This window comes from Billgrantia kenyensis (assembly GCF_013697085.1).
Lineage (GTDB): Bacteria > Pseudomonadota > Gammaproteobacteria > Pseudomonadales > Halomonadaceae > Halomonas > Halomonas kenyensis.
This window is the reverse complement of record NZ_JACEFT010000001.1, coordinates 40,124-66,548: the sequence shown is the minus strand read 5'-3', so window position 1 is coordinate 66,548 and position 26,425 is coordinate 40,124. Positions and strand designations below refer to the sequence as shown.

General features: G+C 62.1%; 22 protein-coding genes and 1 tRNA gene. 4 read left to right on the top strand and 19 right to left on the bottom strand.

Annotated features, from left to right (window positions below; translation table 11 throughout):
* Positions 1-11 precede the first annotated feature (11 nt).
* From pheT to H1D44_RS00120, 12 genes are all read right to left on the bottom strand, one after another.
* Positions 12-2,393 carry a phenylalanine--tRNA ligase subunit beta gene (gene pheT / locus H1D44_RS00175; RefSeq protein ID WP_181512828.1) on the bottom strand — a complete coding sequence of 794 codons (2,382 nt, stop codon included), beginning with the start codon at positions 2,391-2,393 and terminating at the stop codon, positions 12-14.
* Positions 2,394-2,421: 28 nt separating this feature from the next.
* The gene (gene pheS, locus H1D44_RS00170) at positions 2,422-3,441 is read right to left on the bottom strand and encodes a phenylalanine--tRNA ligase subunit alpha (RefSeq protein WP_181512827.1); all 1,020 of its coding nucleotides are present in this window, start codon (positions 3,439-3,441) and stop codon (positions 2,422-2,424) included.
* 218 nt (positions 3,442-3,659) lie between these two features.
* Positions 3,660-4,013, bottom strand: a complete 354-nt coding sequence (gene rplT / locus H1D44_RS00165) for a 50S ribosomal protein L20 (RefSeq protein WP_010628691.1) — start codon at positions 4,011-4,013, stop codon at positions 3,660-3,662.
* A 37-nt stretch (positions 4,014-4,050) separates the two neighbouring features.
* Positions 4,051-4,245, bottom strand: coding sequence for a 50S ribosomal protein L35 (gene rpmI / locus H1D44_RS00160; protein ID WP_089725334.1), 195 nt, complete (start codon positions 4,243-4,245; stop codon positions 4,051-4,053).
* Positions 4,246-4,329: 84 nt separating this feature from the next.
* Positions 4,330-4,869, bottom strand: a complete 540-nt coding sequence (gene infC / locus H1D44_RS00155) for a translation initiation factor IF-3 (protein ID WP_338073453.1) — start codon at positions 4,867-4,869, stop codon at positions 4,330-4,332.
* Positions 4,870-4,928: 59 nt separating this feature from the next.
* Positions 4,929-6,827, bottom strand: a complete 1,899-nt coding sequence (gene thrS, locus H1D44_RS00150) for a threonine--tRNA ligase (protein ID WP_181512825.1) — start codon at positions 6,825-6,827, stop codon at positions 4,929-4,931.
* A 291-nt stretch (positions 6,828-7,118) separates the two neighbouring features.
* Positions 7,119-7,820, bottom strand: a complete 702-nt coding sequence (locus tag H1D44_RS00145) for an OmpA family protein (RefSeq protein ID WP_181512824.1) — start codon at positions 7,818-7,820, stop codon at positions 7,119-7,121.
* Between the two features lie 247 nt (positions 7,821-8,067).
* On the bottom strand, positions 8,068-8,535 hold the full coding sequence (locus tag H1D44_RS00140) for a DUF2489 domain-containing protein (protein ID WP_181512823.1): 468 nt from the start codon (positions 8,533-8,535) through the stop codon (positions 8,068-8,070).
* A gap of 166 nt (positions 8,536-8,701) precedes the next feature.
* Entirely contained in the window at positions 8,702-9,625 is a 924-nt protein-coding gene (gene cyoE, locus H1D44_RS00135) for a heme o synthase (RefSeq protein ID WP_181513261.1), read from the bottom strand.
* Positions 9,626-9,632: 7 nt separating this feature from the next.
* Positions 9,633-10,697, bottom strand: a complete 1,065-nt coding sequence (locus H1D44_RS00130) for a COX15/CtaA family protein (RefSeq protein WP_238984336.1) — start codon at positions 10,695-10,697, stop codon at positions 9,633-9,635.
* Positions 10,698-10,760: 63 nt separating this feature from the next.
* Positions 10,761-11,303 carry a hypothetical protein gene (locus H1D44_RS00125; protein ID WP_181512821.1) on the bottom strand — a complete coding sequence of 181 codons (543 nt, stop codon included), beginning with the start codon at positions 11,301-11,303 and terminating at the stop codon, positions 10,761-10,763.
* A 13-nt stretch (positions 11,304-11,316) separates the two neighbouring features.
* Positions 11,317-12,045 (bottom strand): SURF1 family protein, encoded by a 729-nt coding sequence (locus H1D44_RS00120; protein ID WP_181512820.1) that lies wholly within the window; start codon positions 12,043-12,045, stop codon positions 11,317-11,319.
* Between H1D44_RS00120 and H1D44_RS00115 the strand changes: the two genes are divergently transcribed.
* Positions 12,044-12,241: a DUF2909 family protein gene (locus tag H1D44_RS00115; protein WP_181512819.1), complete on the top strand. Its 198-nt coding sequence runs from the start codon at positions 12,044-12,046 to the stop codon at positions 12,239-12,241. The two genes, H1D44_RS00120 and H1D44_RS00115, sit on opposite strands and share 2 nt — an antisense overlap.
* Before the next feature lie 49 nt (positions 12,242-12,290).
* Here the strand turns inward: H1D44_RS00115 and H1D44_RS00110 are convergent, their stop codons facing one another.
* From H1D44_RS00110 to H1D44_RS00090, 5 genes are all read right to left on the bottom strand, one after another.
* On the bottom strand, positions 12,291-13,151 hold the full coding sequence (locus H1D44_RS00110) for a cytochrome c oxidase subunit 3 (RefSeq protein WP_181512818.1): 861 nt from the start codon (positions 13,149-13,151) through the stop codon (positions 12,291-12,293).
* Positions 13,148-13,741: a cytochrome c oxidase assembly protein gene (locus H1D44_RS00105; RefSeq protein ID WP_181512817.1), complete on the bottom strand. Its 594-nt coding sequence runs from the start codon at positions 13,739-13,741 to the stop codon at positions 13,148-13,150. The genes H1D44_RS00110 and H1D44_RS00105 overlap by 4 nt, the downstream gene beginning before the upstream one ends.
* A gap of 49 nt (positions 13,742-13,790) precedes the next feature.
* Entirely contained in the window at positions 13,791-15,428 is a 1,638-nt protein-coding gene (ctaD, locus tag H1D44_RS00100; protein WP_181512816.1) for a cytochrome c oxidase subunit I, read from the bottom strand.
* Between the two features lie 83 nt (positions 15,429-15,511).
* On the bottom strand, positions 15,512-16,627 hold the full coding sequence (coxB, locus tag H1D44_RS00095) for a cytochrome c oxidase subunit II (RefSeq protein WP_181512815.1): 1,116 nt from the start codon (positions 16,625-16,627) through the stop codon (positions 15,512-15,514).
* 194 nt (positions 16,628-16,821) lie between these two features.
* A complete protein-coding gene (locus H1D44_RS00090) occupies positions 16,822-16,995 on the bottom strand; it encodes a DUF2970 domain-containing protein (protein WP_181512814.1) in 174 nt (57 codons plus the stop codon).
* A gap of 200 nt (positions 16,996-17,195) precedes the next feature.
* Here H1D44_RS00090 and H1D44_RS00085 point away from each other — a divergent pair, with 200 nt between their 5' ends.
* Positions 17,196-17,549: a hypothetical protein gene (locus H1D44_RS00085; RefSeq protein WP_181512813.1), complete on the top strand. Its 354-nt coding sequence runs from the start codon at positions 17,196-17,198 to the stop codon at positions 17,547-17,549.
* A gap of 14 nt (positions 17,550-17,563) precedes the next feature.
* Here the strand turns inward: H1D44_RS00085 and H1D44_RS00080 are convergent, their stop codons facing one another.
* Positions 17,564-19,192: a BCCT family transporter gene (locus H1D44_RS00080; RefSeq protein ID WP_181512812.1), complete on the bottom strand. Its 1,629-nt coding sequence runs from the start codon at positions 19,190-19,192 to the stop codon at positions 17,564-17,566.
* A gap of 254 nt (positions 19,193-19,446) precedes the next feature.
* On the opposite strand from H1D44_RS00080, the gene H1D44_RS00075 reads away from it, so the two are divergent.
* Both H1D44_RS00075 and H1D44_RS00070 read left to right on the top strand, forming a co-directional pair.
* Positions 19,447-19,523: transfer RNA gene (locus tag H1D44_RS00075), tRNA-Pro, on the top strand.
* Between the two features lie 411 nt (positions 19,524-19,934).
* Complete coding sequence (locus H1D44_RS00070) at positions 19,935-23,105, top strand: EAL domain-containing protein (protein ID WP_181512811.1); 3,171 nt, start codon at positions 19,935-19,937, stop codon at positions 23,103-23,105.
* A 31-nt stretch (positions 23,106-23,136) separates the two neighbouring features.
* Here H1D44_RS00070 and H1D44_RS00065 read toward each other — a convergent pair whose 3' ends face one another.
* The gene (locus tag H1D44_RS00065) at positions 23,137-25,809 is read right to left on the bottom strand and encodes a sensor domain-containing protein (protein ID WP_238984335.1); all 2,673 of its coding nucleotides are present in this window, start codon (positions 25,807-25,809) and stop codon (positions 23,137-23,139) included.
* Between the last annotated feature and the right edge of the window lie 616 nt (positions 25,810-26,425).

Sequence of the window (26,425 nt, the reverse complement as noted above, 5' to 3'; positions counted from 1 at the left end):
CCCTGCCGCATTCACCCGCGCAGCTCGGCCCCCAGGTGTTGATGCGATTCAGCGACGATGGCATCGACCAACTGATTGATTTCCTCGTCATTCAGCGTGCGTGAAGGATGCTGCCAGGTCAAGCCCAGGGCGACACTCTTGCTTCCTTCCGGCACGCCCTTGCCCTGGTAGACGTCGAACAGCCGCAGTTCCTGCAACCACTGGCCGGCCTGCTGACGAACGCAATCCAGCAGTGCTTGCACCGGGCGATCGTCACCCAGCAGGAAAGCCAGGTCGCGGCGCACTTCAGGATAGCGCGACAACGGCGTGAACGCTGGCAATCGTCCATGGGCCAACGCATCCTGGCGCACCTCGAAAAGGAACACTTCCGCCTTGAGGCCCAGCTCGCCCTTTACCCCGGGATGCAGAGCGCCGATCCAGCCCACTGCTTCACCGCGATGCAGGATACGCGCACTCTGCCCCGGATGCAGGGCGGGATGCTCGCCGGGCTCGAAGCGCCAGGCGCCCTGCTCGCCACCCATCGCGATCAGGCTCTCCAGGTCGCCCTTGAGATCGAAGAAGTCGACCTTCTCGCGACCGCCGGCCCAGCCCTCGGGATAGCGGCTTCCGCAGACCAGCGCACCGAACATCGGGGTCTGCTCGAGCTCATCCAGTTCACCACGGAACACCAGGCCGGTCTCGAAAAGGCGGACCCGAGTCTGCTGGCGATTGAGGTTGTATTCCAACGCCCGGATCAGGCCCGGAAACAGGCTCGCCCGCATCACGGCAAGGTCACTGGAAATCGGATTGGCCAGCCGGGGTGACACCGCTTCGGGAAGCAGGGCCTGCTGCAGCTCGGGTGCGACGAAGCTGTAGGTGACGGCTTCCTGGTAGCCGCGCGCCACCATCTGACGACGCAGGCGTGCCAACGGCGTGCGGGCCTCATGATCGGGACGCAGCGCCAGGCGTGCCGATGGGCGACGCACCGGCAGCAGGTTGTAGCCATGAATCCTGGCCACCTCTTCGATCAGGTCTTCCTCGATGGCGATGTCGAAGCGCCAGCTCGGCACCCCGGCCTGCCAACCCTCGGCGGTGGTGCGAACCTCCATGCCCAGGCGGGTGAGGATATCCAGCACCTCGTCGCCGGGCAGGGCCTTGCTCAGCGCCTGCTCGAGCCGCGCCGAACGCAAGGTCACTTCACGTCGGCCCGGCAGATGAGCCTCACTGGCCACCTCTATCAGCGGCCCGGGCTCGCCCCCGGTGATCTCGAGCAGCAAGGCAGTGGCGCGCTCCACGGCCTCGCCGGTCGCCTCGGGATCGACACCGCGCTCGAAGCGATGCGAGGCATCGGTATGCAGACCGTAGGAGCGGGCCTGCCCCGCTACCGCCAGCGGAGAGAAGAAGGCCGACTCCAGGAAAATATCGCGCGTTGCCGGGCCGACGCCGGAATCCTCCCCGCCCATCACCCCGGCAATCGCCAACGGGCCGCGCTCGTCGGCGATCACCAGCGTCGAGGCGTCCAGGGTGATCTCCTGGCCGTCGAGCAGCACCAGCCGCTCGCCTTCACGCGCCAGCCGTACCACGACAGCACCATGCAGGTTGGCGCGGTCGAAGGCGTGGAGCGGCTGACCCAGCTCGAGCATGACGTAGTTGGTCACGTCGACCACCGGATCGATCGAGCGAATGCCGCTACGCCGCAGGCGCTCGACCATCCATAGCGGCGTAGCCGCCGTGACGTCGACCCCCTTGATCAGTCGGCCGATGTAGCGCGGGCAGCGTTCGGCGTCCTCGACGCGTACCGGAAAGGTCTCGTCATGGGTGGCGGCGACGGGCTGGTTGGCAGGCGGCGTCAGCGCCAGCCGGTTGAGCACGCCGACCTCTCGTGCCAGCCCCTTGAGGCTCAGGCAATCGCCGCGGTTGGGTGTCAGATCCACCTCGACGGTGTGGTCCTCGAGCCCCATCCAGTGCCGGAAATCCTCGCCTGCGGGAGCGTCGGCAGGCAGCTCGAGGATCCCCGCGGAGGTCTCTTCGGCCAGCCCCAGCTCGGAGGCCGAGCAGATCATGCCCCGCGACTCGGCGCCGCGCAGCTTGGCCTTCTTAATCTTGAAGTCGCCAGGCAGTACGGCTCCGACGCGGGCAAAGGGCACCTTCTGCCCGACCGCCACGTTAGGCGCTCCGCAAACCACCTGAACAGGCTCCGCGCCACCATCATTCACCTGGCATACGCTGAGCTTGTCGGCATCGGGATGCTGTTGCTTGGCGATCACTTCGGCCACTACCACGCCACTGAACGATGCGGCAACCGGCTCGATGGCATCCACTTCCAGGCCAGCCATGGTGATCTGGTCGGCGAGCCCCTGTACCCCCAGCTGCGGTGAAACCCACTCGCGCAGCCACTGTTCGGAAAATTTCATGGTCAATCCTGTGTTCTGCAGCGGTCGGTCAGGCGAACTGGCGCAGGAAGCGCAGGTCGTTGTCGAAGAACATGCGCAGGTCGTTGACGCCGTAGCGAAGCATGGCCAGACGCTCGGCGCCCATGCCGAAGGCAAACCCCTTGAAGCGCTCCGAGTCGATGCCCGAATGACGGAACACCTCGGGGTGCACCATGCCGCAGCCCATCACTTCCAGCCAGCCGCTGTGGGAGCAGACCCGGCAGCCATCGCCCGAGCACATCACGCACTGGATATCGACCTCGGCGGAGGGCTCGGTGAAGGGGAAGTAGGAGGGGCGGAAGCGCACCGAGAGGTCGTCACGCTCGAAGAAGGCATGCAGGAAGTCCTCGATGGTGCCCTTGAGGTCAGCAAAGCTGACATCCTCGTCGACCAGCAGGCCCTCGACCTGATGAAACATCGGGGTATGCGTCAGGTCGGAATCGCTGCGGTAGACCCGCCCCGGGCAGACAATGCGGATCGGCGGTTCCTGGGACTTCATGGTGCGTACCTGGACCGGCGAGGTGTGAGTGCGCAGCAGGCGGGTCGCATCGAAGTAGAAGGTATCGGCCATGCCCCGCGCCGGATGGTGCGCCGGGATATTGAGCGCCTCGAAGTTATGGTAGTCGTCCTCGACTTCAGGGCCCACGGCCACGTCGTAGCCGATACGGTGGAACAGCCCCTCGATGCGCTCCAGGGTCAGGGTCACCGGATGCAGCCCGCCGCTGGCCTGGCCACGCCCCGGGAGGGTCACGTCGACGCGCTCGGCGGCCAGCTGGGCTTCGAGGGCAGCCTTGGACAGGGCCTGGCGGCGTGCGTCAAGCTCATCGGCCAGCGCCTGCTTGGCCTGATTGATACGCTCACCCGCGGCAGGCCGCTCCGCCGCAGGCAGCTTGCCCAGGCTCTTGAGCTGGGCAGTGATCTCGCCTTTCTTGCCGAGGAAGCGCACCCGCAGCTCATCGAGTGCCGCGATGCTCTCGGCGGCCTGAATGGCCTGACGGGCCTCGGTGACCAGTGTCGGTAGATGGTCCATCCGTTGAGCTCCGAAGTCATTAACCTGCTGTATACGCGTCAGTGACGCGCGATAGAAAATCACTCGATTTTCGACGTCGCGCCAGCGACAGCTCCTGAGGTGGCCGCCATGCTGGGTTGCCACCAAAAAACAGGGGAAGAGCGGCTGCTCTTCCCCTGTGACAGTGCGGCGTCGCGATGGCCGACCTGAGCCGGCCCGACGCCTACGGTCGGTATCACTTACTGGGCAGCCTTGGCCTTCTCGACGATGGCGGCAAAAGCGGCCTTCTCGTGAACGGCCAGATCGGCCAGCACCTTGCGGTCGATTTCGATACCGGCCTTCTTCAGACCGCCGATGAACCGGCTGTAGGACAGGCCGTGCTGACGGGCACCGGCGTTGATACGCTGGATCCACAGGGCACGGAACTGACGCTTGCGCTGGCGACGGTCGCGGTAGGCGTACTGGCCTGCCTTGATGACCGCCTGCTTGGCCACGCGGAAGACGCGCGAACGGGCACCGTAGTAACCCTTGGCCAGCTTGAGGACTTTCTTGTGACGACGACGAGCGACGACACCACGCTTGACACGAGTCATGGCTTTCTCCTGACGTTAAAGTGGGGCAACCAAAGGCTTACAGATTCGGCAGCATGCGCTGGATCAGGGCCTTGTCAGCGTCATGGATCTGCTTCATGCCGCGCAGTTGACGCTTACGCTTGGTCGACTTCTTGGTCAGGATGTGGCTACGAAACGACTGCTTGTGCTTGAAGCCGTTGGCCGTCTTCTTGAAGCGCTTGGCAGCGCCGCTGTTACTCTTGATTTTCGGCATGAGTCTAACTCCGCTCGAGATTTTTCAGAAAACCCGGGGCCGATGGTCGGCATGTGCCGACCACCCGTTTGGCTGGCCTTCGGATCACTTCTTCTTGGGGGCAATGATCATGATCATCTGACGCCCTTCCATCTTGGGGAAGGCCTCCACGGTCCCGATCTCCTCGAGATCCGCAGCGATCCGCTCCATCAGCTTGCGGCCGATGTCCTGGTGCGCCATTTCACGGCCGCGAAAACGCAGCGTGACCTTGCCCTTGTCGCCACCTTCGAGGAAGCGAATCAGGTTACGAAGCTTGACCTGATAATCGCCCTCGTCGGTGCCAGGCCGGAATTTGACTTCCTTGACCTGAATCTGTTTCGTCTTCTTCTTCTGGGCAGCCTTCTGCTTCTTCTGCTCGAAGACGAACTTGCCGTAATCCATGATCTTGCAGACGATCGGATCGGCATTGGAAATCTGGACGAGGTCTAGACCGGCTGCTTCGGCACGCTCGAGCGCTTCGCTGGTAGGCACGATGCCCAGCTGCTCGCCGTCGCTGTCGATCAGGCGCACCTGATCCTCGGTAATCCGCTCGTTCATTGGGGGGCGCTTGTCCTGAGGACGTCCGCGCTGGCTGCTTCGCTTGATCGTTCCGTCTCCTTCCGGTAATTGACGATGTCGTCACCGCACTGACCTGGCTACCTGGGTCAGAACCCCTCGTCGCGCACCTTCTCGATAAAGGCGTCGACGGTCATGGTGCCCAGGTTCTCGCCGGTGCGCGTACGCACGGCAACCGAGTCGGCTTCGACTTCCTTATCTCCTACCACCAGGAGATAGGGGATCTTCTGCAACGTATGTTCGCGGATTTTAAAGCCGATCTTCTCGTTCCTCAAGTCCGCCTTGACGCGAACGCCAATTTTCTGCAGGCGACGCTCGAGTTCCAAGGCATAATCCCGCTGGGCATCGGTGATATTCATGACCACCGCCTGCTCCGGTGCCAGCCACAGCGGCATGGCACCAGCGTAGTGCTCGATCAGGATGCCGATGAACCGCTCGAACGAGCCGAGGATCGCCCGGTGCAGCATCACCGGCGTCTTGCGTTCGCCATCCTCGTCGACGAACTGGGCGCCCAGCCGGCCCGGAAGGTTGAAGTCGAGCTGCAGGGTGCCGCACTGCCATACCCGGTTGAGGCAGTCGCGCAGGGCGAACTCGATCTTGGGGCCGTAGAAGGCGCCCTCGCCCGGCTGCAGCTCCCACTCCAGGCCGGTGGCGTTGAGCGCCGCCTCGAGCCCGGCCTCGGCCCGGTCCCACAGGGCCGCCTCGCCCATGAAGTCCTCCGGGCGAGTCGAGAGCTTGAGCTCGACTTCATCGAAGCCCAGCTCCTTGTATACCTTCAGCGTCAGCGCGATGAAGGCCTCGGCCTCGCTCTGGATCTGCTTTTCGGTACAGAAGATGTGGGCGTCGTCCTGGGTGAAGCCACGCACCCGCATCAGCCCGTGCAGCGAGCCGGAAGGCTCGTTGCGGTGGCAACTGCCGAACTCGGCCAGGCGCAGCGGCAGGTCGCGATAGCTCTTGAGGCCCTGGTTGAACACCTGCACATGGCAGGGGCAGTTCATCGGCTTGACCGCGTATTCGCGCTTTTCCGATTCGGTGGTGAACATCAGCTCGCTGTAGTGACCCCAGTGCCCCGACTTCTTCCACAGCGACAGATCCACGACCTGGGGCGTGCGGATTTCCTGGTAGCCATGCTCGATCTGCACCCGGCGCATGTACTGTTCCAGGGCCTGGTACAGGGTCCAGCCGTTAGGGTGCCAGAACACCATGCCGGGCGCCTCTTCCTGCAGATGGAAGAGATCCATGCGCTTGGCCAGCTTGCGGTGGTCGCGCTTCTCGGCCTCCTCGAGCCGCTGCAGGTAAGCCTTGAGCTGCTTCTTGTCGGCCCAGGCCGTGCCGTAGATGCGTGTCAGCATCGGCTTGGTGGCATCGCCACGCCAGTAGGCGCCGGCCAGCTTGGTCAGCTTGAATGCCTTCAGGTGCCGAGTATTGGGCACGTGAGGCCCCCGGCACATGTCGGTGTATTCCTTGTGGTGGTAAAGGCGGATCGTCTCCCCTTCGGGGATGTCGCGCACGATTTCCTGCTTGTAGGGTTCATCGCGATGCAGGAAGGTGATCATCGCCTTGTCACGATCGACGTACTCGCGCACCACGTCATATTCGGTATCGATGAGCTTCTTCATGCGCGTCTCGATGGCCGCCAGATCGTCAGGCGTCACCGAGCGACCGAAATCGATGTCATAGTAGAAGCCGTCATCGATCACCGGACCGATGGCCATCTTGGCGTCAGGATAAAGCTGCTTGACGGCATGCCCGATCAGGTGGGCACAGGAGTGACGAATGATCTCGAGCCCTTCGGGGTCACGGGCCGTGATGATGGCCACCTCGGCATCATCTTCGATGAGGTCGGCGGCATCCACCAGCTCACCGCCGATCTTGCCGGCCACGCAGGCCTTGGCCAGACCGGGACCGATGGATTCGGCCAGCTGCATCACGCTGAGGGGTTCGTCGAAAGTTCTCTGACTGCCATCCGGCAGGGTCACGATGGGCATCGAAAAGTCCTTTGCACAGTGGTGATCCATACCAGGGATCACATGTTGCGGTTGATAGCGGTTAACAACAAGGAAACGTCGCTGATCGTGTCCGTACGGCCCACCCATTACCCTGGGCGATACGGGCGCCTGGCAGCCAGACCCCGCCGCACGTCACGGCAGCCGGCAAGAGTAACAGATGCGATGGCGGCTTCGCCATTCTCCCTGACGGGAGGCAGGCACCAAGCAGCAGGGGCACCCGAAGGTGCCCCTGCCAAATGCCTCGTCGGGCGAGCGCCCGAGAGGTTTACCTCAGTCCCAGTTGACGATCTCGACGCGACGGTTCTGGGCCCGTCCTTCGTCGGTGTCGTTGGTGGCAACCGGACGCTCTTCGCCATAACCCCGAGTGTCCATGCGACCTTCCGCAATGCCCTGCGATACCAGGAACTCACGCACGGAGTCGGCACGACGCTGAGACAGGCCAACGTTGTACTGCGGGGAGCCTACAGAGTCGGTGTGGCCCTCGATGCGCACGCGCAGGTCGGGATTCTCGCGCAGGGTGGTAGCGACGTCCTGCAGGGTCTGGTGAGCGCCGGGGCGGATCTCGGCAGAGTCGAAGGCGAAGGTGACTTCGCTGCTCAGCACCACCGGCTCGAACTCTTGCACCGGTGCCGGCTCAGGCTCAGGCATCGGCTCGGGCTCGGCCACCGGCTCGGGCTCCGGCGTGTGGTCGGCACACAGCAGAGCACCGATCGCTGCACCCGACGCGCCGCCCACGGCGATGCCGGCGTCTTCATCGGATTCACCGCTGACGGCATAGCCAATGCTGCCGCCAATCAGGCCGCCGGCAATGCCACACACCACCGGCTGTTGATACCAGGCGGTGCCGCCACCGGTGCCGGCCGTCGCAGTACCCCCAGCTCTATCACCGCCCCTCTGGAAATCCGTGGCGCAGCCGGAAAGGCCGATCACCAGGGCGGAACCCAACAGCAAGCCAGTCGTTGATTTTTTCATTGCAAGACTCCTTCTTGATTTTTTCTCGGGGCCATACGTAAGTGAGCGCCCGATAGTCAGGACATTCATTGGCCCAACGGGGTCAAGTGTAGGCCTTTAATGGCCACGCTCAAAGCGCCGTCACACTCTTCTGCTTTACTGTTCGGGCCGCGCCCTGCCAGCAAACACCATGAAACGGCAAGATACCGCTCGCGCGAGCCAACGGAGCGGCGACAACATAACGTGCCGTAAAAGCATTGTATAGCCTTCAATGCAGACTTTCCGGCCAGCCACGCCGGAACTCGAGGACTCGACCCGCCGCCTCGAGCACCGGCTGGCGCCACTCAGCCTCGACCTCGAGCCGCTCACGGTCTTCGCGCATGCGCTCGCGCGGCGTCAGGGCCTGGCGCGCAGAGTGAGTATGGAGATGCTGCGTGCGCGAATACACTTCGGCGAAAGCCTGGAAATCGGGGCGTTCGAGCAGCCTTGGGTCGAGTATGTCGAGCAACAGCTTGCAGCGCCAGGCTCCCTCGGTAATGTCGACCTGTTCCTGAATCAGCGAAGAGGCCACGATCTCGAGGTTCGACAGACAGTTCTCATGGGCTCGGCGTAGCTCTTCCTCACGAAAGGCCTCTCGTCGCTTCACCTCCTGCCACAGGGTGAACGCATAGGCCGCCAGTCCGGCAACGATGGCCAGGCCCAATGCGAGAAGGATCAGTGCCATTGTCGGGGTCATCGAATCTCCAGGCTGTGAATTCCTGGCAGAATTGTAACGCAAGCCGCACCTCGGCACAGTTGCGGACTGTCACAAAGCTCCTGATGAAGCCCGGGTAGAGGATGATCGCAAGCGCCCGGCAGGAGATGCCGGGCGCTTGCGGGTCTTGAGGTCACACGCCAGGGGTTCAGAATGCCCAGAGCCCGGCATAGTGATCCAGCAACAGCACGCCGAAGACTCCCAGGATATAGCGGATCGAGAACCAGAAGGCCGCCAGGGGCGCCTTGGGGTCCGCGCCACGCCAGACCTTCCAGTTCCAGTACATGAAGCGCGCGTTGAGTGCCATGACGCCCACCAGATAGACGGCACCGCTCATGCCGATCACGAACGGCAGCAGCGTCACGGCGACGGTCAGCCAGCCATAGAGCCAGACCTGAAGCCGCGTGAACGCCTCGCCATGCGTCACCGGCAGCATCGGTACGCCGGCACGGGCATATTCATCGCGCTTGTGGATTGCCAGGGCCCAAAAGTGAGGCGGCGTCCAGGCGAATACGATCAGCACCAGCAGTAACGGCTCCGGCCCCAACTGCCCGGTCACCGCCGTCCAGCCCAGCATCGGCGGCGCTGCCCCGGCGACACCGCCGATGACGATGTTCTGAGGCGTGGCACGCTTGAGAAAGGCCGTATAGATGAGCGCATAGCCGATCAGGGAGGCCAGCGTCAGCCACGCCGTCAGGGCATTGACCTGCCACAGCAGCAAGGTGATCCCGGCGATCGACAGCAGCGAAGCCCACCCCAGTGCCAGCACCGTCGGCATACGCTGGGCGGCCAGCGGCCGCTGTGACGTGCGCAACATCATGGCGTCGAGTCGGCGATCCACCACATGATTGAAGGCAGCAGCACCACCGGCCGCCATGCCAATCCCGGCCAGGCCGAACACCACCGTGGCAAGCGCAGGCAATGTCGGTGTCGCCAGCGCCATGCCTACCAGGGCACACGCCAGCATGACCATCACCACCCTGGGCTTGCATAGCGTGAGCAGGTCCTGCCAGGTCCAGTCAGACGCCTCCCACTGAGCCAGCAGGTCGCGCTTCACACCCGAGCGTTTCATCAGCGCGTTAGACATGTACCCACTCCTTGTCCCGTCGTGTTGAATCATCGGCCACCAGAGCCGATTCCCGCCATTGCCAGAGCCCAAGTGCCATCAGCAACACCAACGCCACGGCGCCGGCCGTATGCAGCAGTGCCAGCCATAGGGGCAGCCACATCAGAACGTTGGCAATGCCAAGCCCTAGCTGGACACCGTAAGCGATGACCAGCCCCCCGAGCCAGGGGCGCAGCCTCGTCTCCTTCCAGTAGCGTGCCGCCAGTGCCACCAGCGCCAGCCCCAGCAACAGCGCACCGATGCGGTGCCCTTGATGAATGGCGGTACGTGCATCGGCATGCAGTTGGCCATGCAGGTAGTTGGGGCCCACGGTCTGGGTCAGGTGGAAGCCTTCGCTCCAGTCCATTTCGGGCCACCACTCGCCGTTGCAGGTCGGAAAGCCCTGGCAGGCGATGCCGGCGTAGTTGCTCGACACCCAACCACCCAGTGCAAGCTGCAGCAGCAGCATGAGCATGGCGACACCCCACAATGGGGTCAGGCGGCGCCTGCGCGAACTCGGTGCCGCATCGCCCTTGGCAAAGCGGCGCAGGCTCAGGTGCAGCCAGAGGAACAGCAGCAGTACCGCAAGCCCGCCCAGCAGATGCATCGTCACGACCTGGGGCCATAGCTTGAGGGTCACGGTGAAGGCACCGAAGGCCCCCTGCAGCAGGATCACGATCAGCAGTGCCACGCTGGTGGCCCAGGGATAGCCGGGGCGGCGACGCAGGCCAGCGCCCAACACGAGCAGGGCGATCACCAGCAGGCCCAATGCCGAGGCCACATAGCGATGGATCATCTCGACCCAGGCCTTGAAGACTTCCAGCGGTGCATCCGGAGAGTGGGCCATGGCCCTCTCGGCATCCGGCACCACCAGCCGTCCATAGCACCCCGGCCAGTCCGGGCAGCCCAGCCCGGCATCCACCAACCGGGTCCAGACCCCGATCAGAATCACTACGGTGGTAAACACCACCCCCGCCAGGCTCAGGCGCAGCAACAGGCGCAACCGCGCCGTGGCTGGCTGGAGGGAAGCATCTGGCATCGAAACGCTCGGCATGTTGTGGATCCTTGGTTCGAAGGCGATCGAGGGCGTCGGAACTCGGCGCTAATCGCCAATGCGCTCGGGGAGCGACCGTCGATCCGGGTTCATTCGCAGCAGATGGCTAAGATCATCCATCACTTCGCGCTGTCCGACCTCACGACCATAGCTCAATACCACCTGCCCCCCGGGATCGATCACCCAGACTCGACCGGGCGCCTGCCAGTCGGGAATATCGAGCCACTCGGTTGCCACCTCCCCCGGCAAGGGATCGATCTCGCCGCCGATGCGCAACCGCGTCACCCGCGGCGCCTCGCGGCCAAGCGCACGATGCAGGCGCCACCAGCGGTCGGCCTCTTCGGCACAGGCCACTGAGCAGTCGAAAGCCAGCAGCCAGTCCCCTTCCTCCTCGGCGAGCCGATACTCAGCCAAGGGCCACTGGACAAGGGTCGGCACATCCGGCGCCAGTTCGCCGTGAGCCGTGCGCTGCTCAGGAATACCGACACGCCACTGCACCATTACCCAGGCCGAGATCACCGGCAGCGCGAAAATGGCAATCAAGGCCAGCAGCTTGAGGCGCTGGTGGCGTATCCTCATGGCTTCCTGCAAGGCGTCGTCTCCTTCAAGGCGAACTCTCTGTGTCAGGCTTGGCGGCATCCCGGCGGTCCCGTGACAGCCGCCGCCCCCCCAATAGCATCACGATCAGGGCAGCCAGCGCCAGCCCCCACCACTGGACGGCGTATCCGACATGCCGGCTGGGGGGCATGACGCTGGGCTGCCACCACGGTTCGAGCAGACCCTGACCACGCTCGAGGTGCATCCACCCATCGTGGCTGAAGTCTGCGACCGACTCCCATGCGGCCAGCTCGATACGCTGCAGCCTCCGGCCTTCCTGATTGGGCCCGAACAGCGGCGTTCCACTGCCGCCGGGCTGCCAGCGGCCTTCGACGACGACCTCCCCTGAAGGGGTCTCGACCTGCGGCGTTTCCCGGCTCGGCCCGGTGGCAAGGAAACCACGCTGGATCAGCCACAGGCGGCCATCCTCGGTTCGCAGCGGTGTCAACACCGCGACACCCAGCTGGCCCTGGTGGGTGCGGTTGTCCAGGAAGAGCGTCAGGTCTTCGACAAAGTGGCCACGCAGGGTGAGGCGCGTGCCTGCAGGAGGCGTTTCATAGGGCGCTTCGAGCGTTGGAGCGGCGTCGAGGCGTGCCAGGTATTCGCGCTTGTCCTCCGCCCGCTCCCACTGCCATAGTCCAAGAAACAGCCCCAGCAACACCAGCAGCGACCACAACGAGAACCAGGCTTTCAAACGCCAGCCGCCAACCCCCTGACTTCCGATGGAGTGCCCCATGTTCCTCAAGACCCTGATAGCCGTTGTCTTCCTGGCCATGTTGACCAGCCTGGCCGCCGGCGTTGGCTTTCTGCTCCGAGACGACTCCAGCTCGAGGCGCTTGCTGATTTCTCTGAAAATTCGCGTCGCATTGGCAGCATTACTGCTCGCATTGCTGTTCTACGGCTTTTACTTCGGCAGCCTGGGCGCGGCTTGATCGCCCGGGCTGCCGCCGTTGGCAGCCCCACGTCAGCACGAGCTATGGCTCAGAAGACATAGACGAACAGGAACAATCCTACCCACACCACATCGACGAAGTGCCAGTACCAGCAAGACGCCTCGAAGCCGAAATGGTCCTCGGCCAAAAAGTGATAACGCATCACCCTGACCAGCATCACGATGAGGATGATCGTTCCGACGATGACGTGCACACCGTGAAAGCCCGTCAAGATGAAGAAGGTGGCACCGTAGATGCCGGCCTGCAGCGTGATGCCGTAATGCGCATACGCCTCGTAGTACTCCACTCCCTGGATCGTGATGAAGGCAAGGCCCAGCAGGATGGTACCGGCCAGCCAGTTACGACACACCTGACGCTTGCCCTCCTTCAACGCCTCGTGGGCGACGGTGAGGGTAATACTCGACGAAACCAGAATCAGGGTATTGACCAGTGGCAGGTGCCACGGGCTGAACACCTGCAAGGGTCCGGCAATCGATGCATCGGGAGGGCTCAGCAACGGCCAGTGCGCGGTGAACTCCGGCCACAGCAGCGCCGTTGCTCCCTTGGTGCCTTCGCCCGCCAACCAGGGCACGGCGAAAGTGCGCACGTAGAACAGCGCGCCGAAGAAGGCGGCGAAGAACATCACTTCGGAGAAGATGAACCAGCCCATGCCCCAACGGAACGAGCGGTCCATCTGGGCATCGTAGAGCCCGCTGCGCGACTCCACCACCACATCACGGAACCACAGCGCCATCACGGCAATGACCCCGGCAAGACCGACCAGGGTGATCAGGGTGCCCCGTCCATGCACCAGCATCATGCCGGTGCCGATCATCAGCACACCCAGCGCCAGGGAACCAAGTATGGGCCACTTGCTGGTTACGGGTACGTAGTAACTTCCACCACTCATGCCTCACCTCCTTCGTCGAGCTTGACCCCGGCCTGCAGCTTTTGGGTTTTGCCCTCAACGGGATAGAGGGTATAGACCAGAGTGACGGTAGTGACCTCGGGCGGGAGGTCCCGGTCCAACTGGAACACCAGCGGCATTTCTACCCGCTCCCCCGCCTGCAGCAACTGCTCCTCGAAGCAGAAACAGGACGACTTGCGAACATGGCGGGTGGCGGTATTGGGCGTGACGCTGGGCACGGCACGTGCCCAGTTCTCGCTGCGGCTTTGGTTACTGAACGTAAAGTTGACTTCCGAGGTCTGGCCCGGATGCAGACGTACCTGGCGTGTTTCGACATCCAGGCGCCAGGGCAACCCCGAGCCGTTTCGGGTAATGAACTGCACCGTGACCATGCGCGACTCATCCACGTCATCGTGGACCAGCGCCTGGGCCGTGGTATCCACCTGGCCGTTGATCCCGGTGACACGACAGAAGACATCGTAGAGCGGCACCAGCGCCCAGGCAAAGGCGAACATGCCGACCAGGGCCGCCACGCTACGCCAGACGGTACGGCGCACTCCCGCCTGCCTGACCTCGTTATCATCCTGAGACATGCTTCACTCCTCCTATCGAAGGCCGGCCGCACTTGGCCGGCAATCCGAATCAGTGAGCCGGACGCTTGAAGGTCGGCGGCGTTTCGAAGGTGTGCAACGGTGCGGGGCTGGGCACGCTCCACTCCAGATCATCGGCGAACTCGCCCCAGGCGGCCGCCGGTGCCTTCTGACCGCCACGCACGCACATCACGATCACGGCGACGAACAGCAGCTGCGAAAAGCCGAACATGAAGGCGCCGATCGACGAAACCATGTTGAAGTCGGCGAACTGCAGCGCATAGTCGGGAATCCGTCGCGGCATGCCGGCAAGCCCGGAGAAGTGCATCGGGAAGAAGGTCAGGTTGACGCTGATCACCGAGAGCCAGAAATGCCACTGTGCCAGGCGCACGTTGGGATAGTGGCCGGTCCACTTGGGCAGCCAGAAATAGACGGCGGCGATGATGGAGAAGATCGCGCCAGGCACCAGCACGTAGTGGAAATGCGCGACCACGAAGTAGGTGTCGTGATACTGGAAGTCCGCAGGCGCGATCGCCAGCATCAGCCCGGAGAAGCCGCCAATGGTGAAAAGCACCACGAAGGCCAGGGCAAACAGCATCGGTGGCTCGAAGCTGATCGAGCCGCGGAACAGCGTGGTCACCCAGTTGAAAATCTTAACCCCGGTGGGCACGGCGATCAGCATGGTGGCATACATGAAGAACAGCTGGGCGGCCAGCGGCATGCCCACCACGAACATGTGGTGCCCCCAGACCAGGAACGACAAGACCGCGATGGCGCCCGTGGCATACACCATCGAGGCGTAGCCGAACAGGCGCTTGCGGGCAAAGGCGGGAATGATCGCCGACACGATCCCGAAGGCCGGCAGGATCATGATGTAGACCTCGGGGTGCCCGAAGAACCAGAACAGGTGCTGGAACAGTACCGGGTCGCCGCCACCCGCGGCGTTGAAGAAGCTGGTCCCGAAGTTGATATCCATCAGCATCATGGTTATCACGCCGGCCAGCACCGGCATCACCGCGATCAGCAGGAAGGAAGTGATCAGCCAGGTCCACACGAACAGCGGCATGTCCATCATACGCATGCCAGGCGCGCGCATGTTCAGGATGGTGGCGATGATGTTGATTGCCCCGAGGATCGAACTGATGCCGGCAATATGCAGCGAAAGAATGAAGAAGGTAGTGGACGGCGGAGCGTAGGTCGTCGACAGCGGGGCATAGAACGTCCAACCGAAGTTCGGTCCGCCGCCCGGCATGAACAGGGTCGACAGCAGCAGCCCGAAGGCCACCGGGAGCAGCCAGAAGCTGAAGTTGTTCAGTCGCGGCAGCGCCATGTCGGGTGCCCCGATCTGCAGCGGAATCATCCAGTTGGCCAGCCCGGTAAACGCTGGCATGACCGCGGCAAAGACCATGATCAGGCCATGCATGGTGGTCATCTGGTTGAAGAACTCGGGGTTCACGAACTGCATCCCCGGCTGGAAGAGCTCGAGGCGAACCACCAGCGCGAAAATCCCGCCAATGAAGAACATGATCAGCGAGAAGATCAGGTACATGGTCCCGATCTCCTTGTGATTGGTCGTCAGCAACCACCGCATGATGCCCTTGGGAGGCGCTTCGTGGGCATGTCCATGCCCCGCTTCCGCGGCAGCGGTGCTCTGCTCGAGAGTCGGTTGAGGAGGTACCTTAGGGGCCATCGGAATACTCCAGTATCATTGTCTTGTTGTATCGCAGCTCGCCAGGGCCCCTCACGCCGCCATTGGCAGCGTGAGGGCGATCATCATTCCAGCCGCTCGGCGATTTCCGCGGGCTGCACCACATCGCCGGAATCGTTGCCCCAGGCGTTGCGGGTATAGGTGATCACTGCCGCCAGCTCGACCGGATTGAGCGTGGTACGGAACGACGGCATGGCAGTCCCGGACACCCCATTGATGATGACGTCCTTGTGCCACTCCAGGTCGGCAAGCATCTGCTCGTTGCCGGCAAGTGCTGGGAACGCAGGTGGCGAGCCCTCACCCTCGACCTGGTGGCACGAGGCACAGATGCTGCCGTACACGCCCTCGCCCCGCTCCATCAGCTCGTCGAGTTCCCACTCACGGTCGATGCCCATGGCCTCTTCCGCTGCCATCTCCTGACGCTCCGCCAGCCAGGCATCGAACTCTTCCTCTTCCACGGCATGGACGACGATCGGCATGAAAGCGTGGTCGACGCCGCAAAGCTCGGCGCACTGCCCCCGGTAGATGCCCGGTTCGTTGATGCGGACCCAGTTCTCGGTGATGAAGCCCGGCACCGTATCCTGCTTGACCGCGAAATCGGGTACCCACCAGGCGTGGATCACATCGTCGGAAGTGAACAGGAAGCGCACCTTGCGATTGATCGGCAGGACCAAGGGCTCGTCGACCTCGAGCAGGTAGTGCTCGCCGCGCTCCTCGTCGCCTCGAATCTGTGCCCTGGGCGTGGCCAGGTTGGAATTGAAGGCAACGTCCTCACCGAGATATTCATATCGCCAGCGCCACTGCTGGCCGGTGACCAGAACGTCGAGTTCGGCGTCGGAAGGGTCGTAGATTTTCTTGAGTGTGGCAGTGGCAGGTATCGCCATGCCGACGAGGATCAGGAGGGGGATCGCCGTCCAGATGATCTCCACGGTGGTGTTCTCGTGGAAGTTGGCAGCCTTGGCGCCCTTGGAGTGGCGATAGCGAAAGAGGGAATAGAACATCACCCCGAACACGATCACGCCGATGACTACACAGATCCAGAAGATCGCCATGTGTAGGTTGTAGATCTCTCTACTGAGGTCCGTGACCCCAACGGGCATGTTCCAGCCGCTAGCCAGAGCCACTTGACTCGAGCCGACAAGGGTCAGGCCCCCTGCCAACCGAACGAGCAGAGTGCGCATCGACGCCTCCCGATGTTTGTAGTTGTCTAGATAACGGCAGCCCCGAAAGTCAGGGTACGGGGGTTCTCGTCCCGGAGAACATTAGCCGCTTCTTCTAGCCGAGTATATGGAGACAAGTTTAGAAAGTCACTCGCGAAACCTTCACCTTATGGCTAACGCAGCTGTCAACGCTACGGCACGCTGGCTGCGGCCGCTCAGCCCGCCACCCACACTGCCACCACCGCGAGGATCGCTACCAGCAGCAGCCCCAGCACCACACCAGTGATGATGAAAGCCAATGGGCTGCCCTTTTCGAAATCCTCGCGGCGCTGTTCGTCGCGCTGTACCCCGAGGAAGGCCCACAGCACCGACTTGATCACACCCCACATCGTCATGCTCCCAGGCAAAGGTCGACAGCGATGAGCATGACATACCCTTCCCCGGCAATGGCAAGTGCCTTGAATGAAGTACCAGACAAACTCATAGCGCAATGCAGCAAAATCCCGTGGAAGCCTGCCCGGACTGGGCTAGACTCAAGGTAGACAGGTTACACATTATCTACTATAAAAAACCGCCTCAGGAGGTCGCCATGGCCAGCCAAGCATCCAACCGCCAGTCCCCTGCAACTCAGGCCTCCCAGCCGATCATGGATTGGTACTCGCAGCAGTGGCTGCAGGGCGTCGTCCCGATGACCCGCCTGCAGCTGGTATGGATGGAAAGCGTTTCAGACATGATGGTGCAGGAAGCCAAGTTCCTGGCGGCACTTTCCGAAGCCGGACAACAGCTTGGAATGTGCTATGACACCCACGGTCACGACCCGGAAAAGCTCCGGGAGTGCTACCAGAATCTCGCGCGCGAAGTCGCCGATCAGCACATGCAGCGCCTGAAGCAGGTTGCCGCCCTGCCGCATGAGTTCAGGCAGCGGATCTGGGAAGAAATCTGAGCCGGCCTGCCGGCTCAATGGAGCTTGTGGGTTTCGTCGTCCGATACCGGATTGGGTTGGGTACCGGCGTCCTCGAGGTCGGCCCAGGGCTCCCGGGGCGCCTCCACCCGCTCGCCGGTACGCGCCGCGTAGCGCTCCCGGTGCAGCGCTTTCAGCAATCCGACGATCATCAGCATGACCACCACCGAGAACGGCAGCGCCGCCATGATCACGGCGGCCTGCAACGTTTCCAGCCCCCCGGCCATCAGCAGCACGGCAGTCAGCAGGCCCAGCAGGCCGCCCCATAGCAGGCGATGTGCCGTCGGCGGCTCGGGGTCGCCTCCCGCCAGGATGGTATTGATCACCAGCGTGCCTGCATTGGCCGAGGTGATCAGGTAAGTGGCGATCAGCAGCACCAGCACCGCCGAAAAGCCCTGCCCGAGCAGCCCGAGATCCATCGCCTCGATGGTGGCAAAGACCGCCGTGGCGACATCGTGATCGACCGCCGCCACGATCCCCCCCTGGCCGAACAGTTCATGATAGAGCGCCGTGCCACCGAACAGGCCAATCCAGACAATGGTGATGACGGTAGGCACCAGCAGCACCCCCATGACGAACTCGCGGAACGTGCGACCACGCGAAACGCGGGCAATGAACATCCCCACGAACGGCGACCAGGCCAGCCACCAGCCCCAGAAGAAAACGGTCCACTCCGATTGCCAGCCATCCCCGCGGGTGGCATTGGTATGAAAGGTCATGCCCATGAGGTTCTGGATGTAGTCGCCGGCAGACTCGATGGTAATGGCGATCAGGTACTGGGTAGGGCCGAACAACAGCAGGAAGACTACCGCAGCGATACTGAGCCAGAAGTTGGCCTCGGAGAGCAGTCGCACGCCACGCTTCACCCCGGACACCACCGAGAGCGTGGCAATGGACATGATCCCGGCCGTGACCATCAACTGAAGGGTCAAGGACGACTCCCAACCGAATACCGCGCCCAGGCCGGCATTCATCTGCTGCACGCCAAGCCCCAGGGTGGTGGCAATGCCGAACACGGTACCGAACACGGCCAGCACATCGACGATATCCCCAAGCCCCCCTTCGGCACGCTTGCCCAGCAGCGGCGTGAGCGATGAGCGAATGGTCAGCGGCAGGTTCCAGCGGTAGGAAAAATAGGCCAGCACGATCGCCACGAACGAAAAGATCGCCCAGCCGTTCAGCCCCCAGTGAAAGTAGGTCAGGCGCATGGCCACCCGGGCCGCGTCCGGGCTCATCCCCTGTTCGATGAAGGGGTTGTCCTGGAACTGCAGAATCGGCTGGGCGACCGACCAGAACAGGATGCCAACGCCGGTACCGGCAGCAAACAGCATGGCCACCCAGGAGAAGAAGCTGAATTCAGGCTGCTCGAAGTCCCCCCCCAGGCGCACGTTCTTGTAGCGCCCCGTGCCCAACCAGACCATGAACAGCAACAGGAAAGCGACGAGAAGGACGTAATACCACTCCAGGAACGGGTCCAGCACACTGCGCAGAAAGGCCAACCCCAGGCCGAGCCGCTCGGTGTAAACCGCGCCATAGAACAAGGAGACGGCCACCATCACGAAGGTCACCAGGGTGATCCTGGTATTCATGCCCTTGAAGAAGCCACTTTGCGCCTGCTGTTGCATCCACCCTCCCCTTCGCCGCGACATTGCCAGCCGTCGCTATCATAAGGCAGCGAGGAATCTGGTTCACGCCCGAGCGAGGCCTCTTCCAGGCCCTGAGCCTTGCGGGGCAAGCATCTGAAAGGAAAGTACAAAAGAGGCTTTTCATTTGCCGTCCAACGCGCTAGTATACGCCTCGTTCTCGGGGGCACGAGCCACGGTCAGGTTCGCCCGGCGCATCGATTTTTCCCAGATCGAATGTCGCATGAGACACCAGTCGGAGCGTGGCGCAGCTTGGTAGCGCGCTGCAATGGGGTTGCAGAGGTCGCAGGTTCGAATCCTGTCGCTCCGACCACAAAACACAGTAAAAACCGCCGCTTACGGATCATGCCGAGCGGCGGTTTTTCGTTGCTGGTAATGTTCTCGCATCATTCTGGAAATACTCTGCCCTATCTCTCGACACGATCCGTGTTGCTAGCTAATTCCAATCTCATACTAACGCACTAGCTTACATAGGCTTGTCGACTCTCCCTCGCACACGTAAATTAAATTTAACAAAACTATACCTAGAAAAAAGTACCGAGGGGACAAACCATGAGGCAGCAAATCCTTTCGCCGATGAGTGCGTCGGCATATGAAGATTCGTAGCCTTCTGATAACGCTGCTGACCTTGATGGGCGTTCTTATCCTGATTGGATCAGCTTGGGAAATCAGGGAGATCCGGTCGAAGCAGAGCGCGGCCCGGTGGGTCTTGCAAGGCAACCAGATGGCCGACCTCTCGCTTCGTGCCAGCGGCGTGATGGCCATGGAGCGAGGTATCACTTCCGCCATCCTGTCACAGCCCGACATGGCCACTCCGGACATGCTCTACGAGATGGCCCAGCAACGGCGTAACGGAGACGAACTGTACCGCGTCATCCTGGCAGTCAGCAGTGAACTCGCACGCCTGTCAGGGGGCGCCCCCCACCACCCGCTCAGAAGCAGCCTGCAAGAGCTGGCCAGGCACCACGAGGCGCTCTCCTCAGCGCGGCGCCAGGTAGACGCTCGCCTGGCCGGCGAGATCGTCACCCTCGACGAATCCCAGTGGATTCTTCAGGCAACACGGTTCATCGAAGCCCTGACCTCTGTTCGTGACGCCTCCACCCACCCCATGCCCGGCAACATCTATTCGCACTCGACCAATCCGATCATCAAGGATGCGCTGTTCAATATCAGCGAATATGCCGGACGCGAGCGAGCGATCCTGGGTGCCGCCATCTCCCAGCAGCGTGCCATCAGCGACAGCGAGCATGCCATGCTGATGCGCTATCGTGACATCGTCGAAGCCTCGCTCGAGCGTGTCGACATCCTGTTCCGGCAGCTGCCCGAGCAGCCCTCCCTGAGCACCGCGCAAGCCGAACTGGAAAGCCGCTTCCTCGAGGAGTACCAGGAGCTGCGCCTGGCGGTATACGAAGCCGATCGCCGGGGTCACGATTATCCGGTCACGGCTGCCGAGTGGTACGTTCAGGCGACGGCAGGCATCAATTCGGTACTCGCGCTCTCTGAGGCTGTCAGCCAGCACTTCGAGGCGAGCCTCGACAAGCTGCGCAACAGCGTCACTCTCTCGCTGGCGATGGTGATCTTCTCCATCCTCACCGCAATCACCATCTTCCTGATGGCAGTCTGGTCCATCAGGCACCGTATTCTCCAGCCCTTGCAACGCCTGGAAGCGTCGGTGAACCGGGTCGCCAGCGGCTTGCTCGAGGAGCGGTTTCCTGCGTTCAGGCAGGATGAGATCGGCAGTCTGGCCCAGGCCTTCGACGAGATGAGAGCCAGCCTGCTCGATGATATCCAGCGCCGTGAAGCCACTGAGGAGCAGTTGCGCAAATTTTCCCTTGCCGTGGAGCAGAGCGCCGATTCCGTCATCATCACCAATCAGAATCGCGATATCGAGTACGTCAACGCCGCATTCGAGCGGCTTCGCGGCTACAGTCGCGACGACGTCGTCGGCATGAATGCACGGATCTTTCGCAGCAGTGAACGCAACTCTCCGGAGCTGTATCAGGAGTTCCGCCAGGCCCTCACCAACGGAGAACCGTTCCGCGCCACCTTCATCAATCTGGGGAGCGAAGGAAAAAAGTATTACGAAGAGATCAGCGTTTCGCCACTCTACGACCAGTCAGGCAACGTTACGCACTTCGTTGCCAATGGGCGCGATGTCAGCGAACGAATCCATGCCGAGCAGGAGCTGAAGAAGCTCAATCAGGCGATCGACCAGAGCGTCAGTTCGATCGTCATCACCGATGCCAACGGTATCACCGAATATGTCAACCCGCAGTTTACCCGCACCACCGGCTTTCAGCCCGAAGAGGTCATGGGCAGGCCGAGCCACCTGCTGGAGCCCGGCCGCCTGCCACATGGCCAGTACCAGGACATGCGCCGTACGCTCCGGCTCGGCAGGGTGTGGGAAGGCGAGATTCGCAATCGGCGCAAGAACGGCGAACTGTACTGGGAGCTGACTTCCATCAGCCCCGTCCGCAACAAGCACGGCGTGATTACCCACTTCGTCGGCATCCAGTACGACATCAGCGAGCGCAAGCAGATGGAGGAGCAGATCAATCAGCTGGCGTACTTCGATGACCTGACGAAGCTACCCAACCGTGCCCTGCTGGCCAAACGCTTTGACGAAGTGGCACGGCACGCCGTGCGTCGTGGTCAACGGGTGGTCGTGATGTCGCTCGACATCAGCCGCTTCCAGTTGATCAACGACAGCCTGGGCCACCGGATCGGCGACAAGGTCCTGCAGGCTGTCGGCAAGCGGCTGACGGACTGCGCGCGTCAGAACGATATCATCGCTCGCTACGCCGGAGACGAATTCGTCGTCATCCTTCCCGATGCACCCGATTACAAGGGCATCGCCGCCATTGCCCAGCGCATGATCGAATCGGTTTATCGCCCCCTGGGTATCGAAGGGCATGAGCTGAACATCAACATGCATGCCGGCATCAGCATGCTGCCCCAGGACGGAACGGATCTCGAAACCCTGCTGGGCCATGCCACTACCGCCCAGCACATGGCCGCTCGCGAAGGACAGAATACCTTCAGGTTCTTTACCGAAGATCTCAACACGGCAGCCTGGCAGCGCCTGGCGCTCGAGCAAGACCTGCGCCGTGCGCTCGAGCAGGAAAGCCTCGAATTGCACTATCAGCCCAAGGTCGACCTGCGCAGCGGCGAGGTGGTGGGCGTCGAGGCACTGGCCCGCTGGCAGCATCCCGTCGAAGGCAACATCTCCCCCATGCATTTCATTCCCGTGGCGGAAGAGACGGGGCTGATCCGGCCGCTGGGGGAGTGGGCGCTGCGCGAGGCCTGCCTCCAGGCCATGGCCTGGCAGAGTCAAGGCCTTCCGCCCCTGGTCATGGCGGTCAATCTTTCCGCTCGCCAGTTGCTACAGCCGGGGCTGGCAGACATGGTCGCCAGGATTCTCACAGAAACCGGACTCGACCCGGCATTGCTGGAACTAGAACTCACCGAGACCGCAGTGATGGCGCGCCCCGAGGAAACCAGCACCCTGCTGCAGGAGCTCAAGTCCCTGGGGGTTCGCCTGGCGGTGGATGACTTCGGCACAGGCTATTCGAGCCTGGCCTACCTGCGCCGCTATCCCTTCGACACGCTGAAGATCGATCGCAGCTTCATCAGCAATATCACGACCTCCGCCGACGAAGCCGCCATCGCCCAGACCATTATTGCCATGGGCCATGGACTACGCCTTCAGGTGGTGGCGGAAGGCGTCGAAACCGAGGAGCAGGCCACCTACCTGCGCTCACACCGTTGCGACCAACTGCAGGGCTATCTTTTCAGCCGCCCCCTGCCCGCGGGTAAGATGACCGAACTGCTCGCCAAGGGCTCGCGCCTGCGTCTCCCCGCCCAGCCAAGCGTTCACGGAGAGGAAGTACCATGAGCCCTGCCAGATGACGACATGGGCGAAACACTCAAGCCTCGAAGCTGGCCAGCCGCTGCCACTCCTCGCGCCGCGGCCATTCCGCCAGCCAGGCATTCAGCGCTTCGGCAGGCATCGGCCTGGCGATGCCATACCCTTGGGCTAGCGGGCAGCCCAGCCTGAGCAGTGCCAACGCATGCTCGAGACTCTCTACGCCCTCGGCCAGGAGCGTTCTGTTGAAGCGCCTGGCCATGAAGATCACGCTCTCCACGATGGCTCGATCACTGGCATCGACCAGCATGTCGCTGACGAAACTCTTGTCGACCTTGATCAGATCGACCGGCAGCTGCCTGAGGTAGGTCAACGAGGAAAAGCCCGTACCGAAATCGTCGATGGCCACCTGTACCCCCATCGCCTGGCATTCCGAGATGACTTCCATGGCTTTGCCGATATCGTGCATGGCCGCCGTCTCGATGACCTCGATCTTGAGCCGCGACGGCGAGACGCTCGGCATGCTGGCCAGAAGTCCGGAAAGCCGATCGACGAAATTCGATGCCAGTAGATGGGACGGACTGATGTTGACGCTCACCGGCAGGTGACAGCCCTCGCTCTTCCAGCAGGCCAACTGCTGCATCACCGTCGCCAGCACCCACTCTCCGAGGGCATGCTCCAGCCAGGTGCCTTCTATCAAGGGCAGAAATTGCGCCGGCGCCAGCAGCCCCTTTTCAGGGTGCTGCCAACGCACCAACGCCTCGACCCCCACCACTTCGGCACGGGTCATGTCGATCTGGGGCTGAAAATGGAGGATCAATTCGCCTCTGTCGATGGCCTGCTGTACACGTCGGCGCTGCGCCTGCGAGCGCTGGATCCGACGATCCTGCCCCGGGTCGAAGCGCTGGAAATTGTTGCGCCCCATCTGCTTGGCACGGAACATCGCCTGCTGCGCATGGCGCAGCAGGCCATCGGCCTCGACCTTGTCGATGGGAAAGCTGGCTACACCCAGGCTCGCGGTGAGGGCAACCGGACGCTTGCTGAGGGTGAAAGGTTGACGGATGACCTCGAGCAACCGCTTGATGGCGGAATCGCTTTCGAGATCGTTCAACAGCAGCACGAACTCATCGCCGCCCGTCCTCACGATAAGGTCTTGCTCACCCAGCTGACGATTGAGGCGATGAGCCAACAGCAGCATCAATCTGTCTGCCCGCGCCGGCCCGAGTCGCTCGTTGAGCCCCTTGAAGTGGTCCACATCCAGCGCACACACCGTCAGCGAACCGTTACGCTCACGGGCAGCCGACAAGAACTGTTCCAGCCAGCGAGTCAATTGAGAACGCTGGGATATACGACCGTAGTCGTCGATGAAGCGCGGCCGGCCCGCCTGGGGCGATAAGTCGACTACCGAGCCCAGCTCCTGCTTGTCTCCGTTCACCTCGACGCGATTACGTCCGCTGCGCTTGGCCCGATAAAGCGCAGCATCGGCGCGCTGGATCAGATCACGGGCACTGTCGCCGGAGCGGTAGCCGGTCAAGCCAATGCTGACCGTAACCCGGGGGCCCGGCAACCTGGCGTGCTCGATATCGTGCCTGAGCCGTTCGGCAAGCTGCCAGGCCCCCTTGAGCGGGGTATCGAGCAGCAACAAGGTGAACTCCTCTCCGCCCCAGCGTGCCAGCAGATCGTTCTTGCGCAGACGCTTCTGCACGAGTTCGGTCAACGCCAGCAGAATACGGTCTCCCACCTCGTGGCCATGGTGGTCATTGACCGACTTGAAATGGTCGATATCGAAGAGCAACAGGGCTATTTCGGCGCCCTGCTCACGTGCGGCCCTGACCGCCGTGACCAGGGCCCTGTCGAAGGCGCGCCGATTGGCAGCCCCCGTCAGGTGATCCCGCGTCGCCTCCTCGGCCAGCTCCCTCTCCACACTCTTGCGATCGGCAATGTCATGGAATACGGAAACGTAGTGCCTGACCTCGCCGCGCTCTTCTTTCACGGCCGTGATCGACTGCCAGACGGGGTAGATCTTGCCCTGCTTGTTGCGGTTCCAGATCTCACCTTGCCAATGCCCCGTCTCGCGCAGGGTCTTCCACAGCTCAGCATAGAATTCGGGGCCATGGCGGCCGGACTTGAACATCCGCGGCGTCTCGCCGATGACTTCGTCGGCGGAATATCCCGTAATCTGGGTGAACGCCTGGTTGACTTGCTCGATGCGCATATCCGCACCGGCTATCAGGGTGGCCTGGCCCGTCTCGAAGGCCGTCGCCATCATGCTCAGCTGATCCTCCTGCCGCTTGCGGGCGGAGATGTCCTGCTTGACCAGCACGAAACTGGTGATCTTACCCTGATCATCGACGATCGGTGTTATCAGCTCGTCTTCCCAATACTCCTCGCCGTTCTTGCGCCGATTGAGAAGCTCGCCGCGCCATACCTGACCTTTGCGAAGCGTCGCCCACATGGCCTGATAAGTGCTTCTGTCCGTCTTTCCCGACTTGATCATGCCTGGGGTATTGCCCAGCAGCTCCTCGCGACTGTAGCCAGTCACCTCAACGAACCGCTGGTTGACGTACAGCAGCCTCCCACTGGGGTCCGTGATGCCGGTGGCAAGTGGACTCTGCTCCACGGCAGTATAAAAGTGCTTCAGCTCGTGGGAGAGCGACTCGTAGGAGCCCTTGAGAATCTCACGCCAGCCACCTGAGCCACCTGCCCCGGGGTGCTTGTCGTTATTATGTGGCACGTCAGGCTCCCTGGTGCGTCGACTAATACGATTTTCGTAATTTAGTGACAGCATATCATCGTACAAGAAGCGTACAGAATGAAAATATTTGACATTCGTCAAACTTTTACACACTAACTTGCCAACAAGCCCGATGCACAAGGGTTTCAGCAATAATAGATCGTCAGCCTCAGCACGTAAAACTGTCAGGCTATAGCCTGAACATCCATACAGTAGTTAAAGGTTGTATAGAAATACCACCTAGGTGACGGTAGCGGGGCATGAGCCGATATTGACGCAGCAATGAGGGGAAAAACACAGCGGGATCGAGAGGCAGGAATAGCTGTTAAGCAAAGGAGGCAGTGATCAGGACCCTCCCTGGCCCTATGCTTGGTTGGAAGCGGGCTTAGCGAATGTAAGCCACGACGGCATCATGTGCCGCTCGTTGAGCCAAGGCATGAGAAGCCCAGTGACTGATCACTTCACAAGTCAGATCGTTGCTTTTAGTTGGCATGGCGTATCTCCTGTGTGACTACCAGAAACATCATGCCCCAGCTTTGTCGATTTTTCACCCGCTTTGCGACACTTTGCCTCCCAGGCCCACTGATGCACGAATCTGTGACACGAAAAGCAGCCC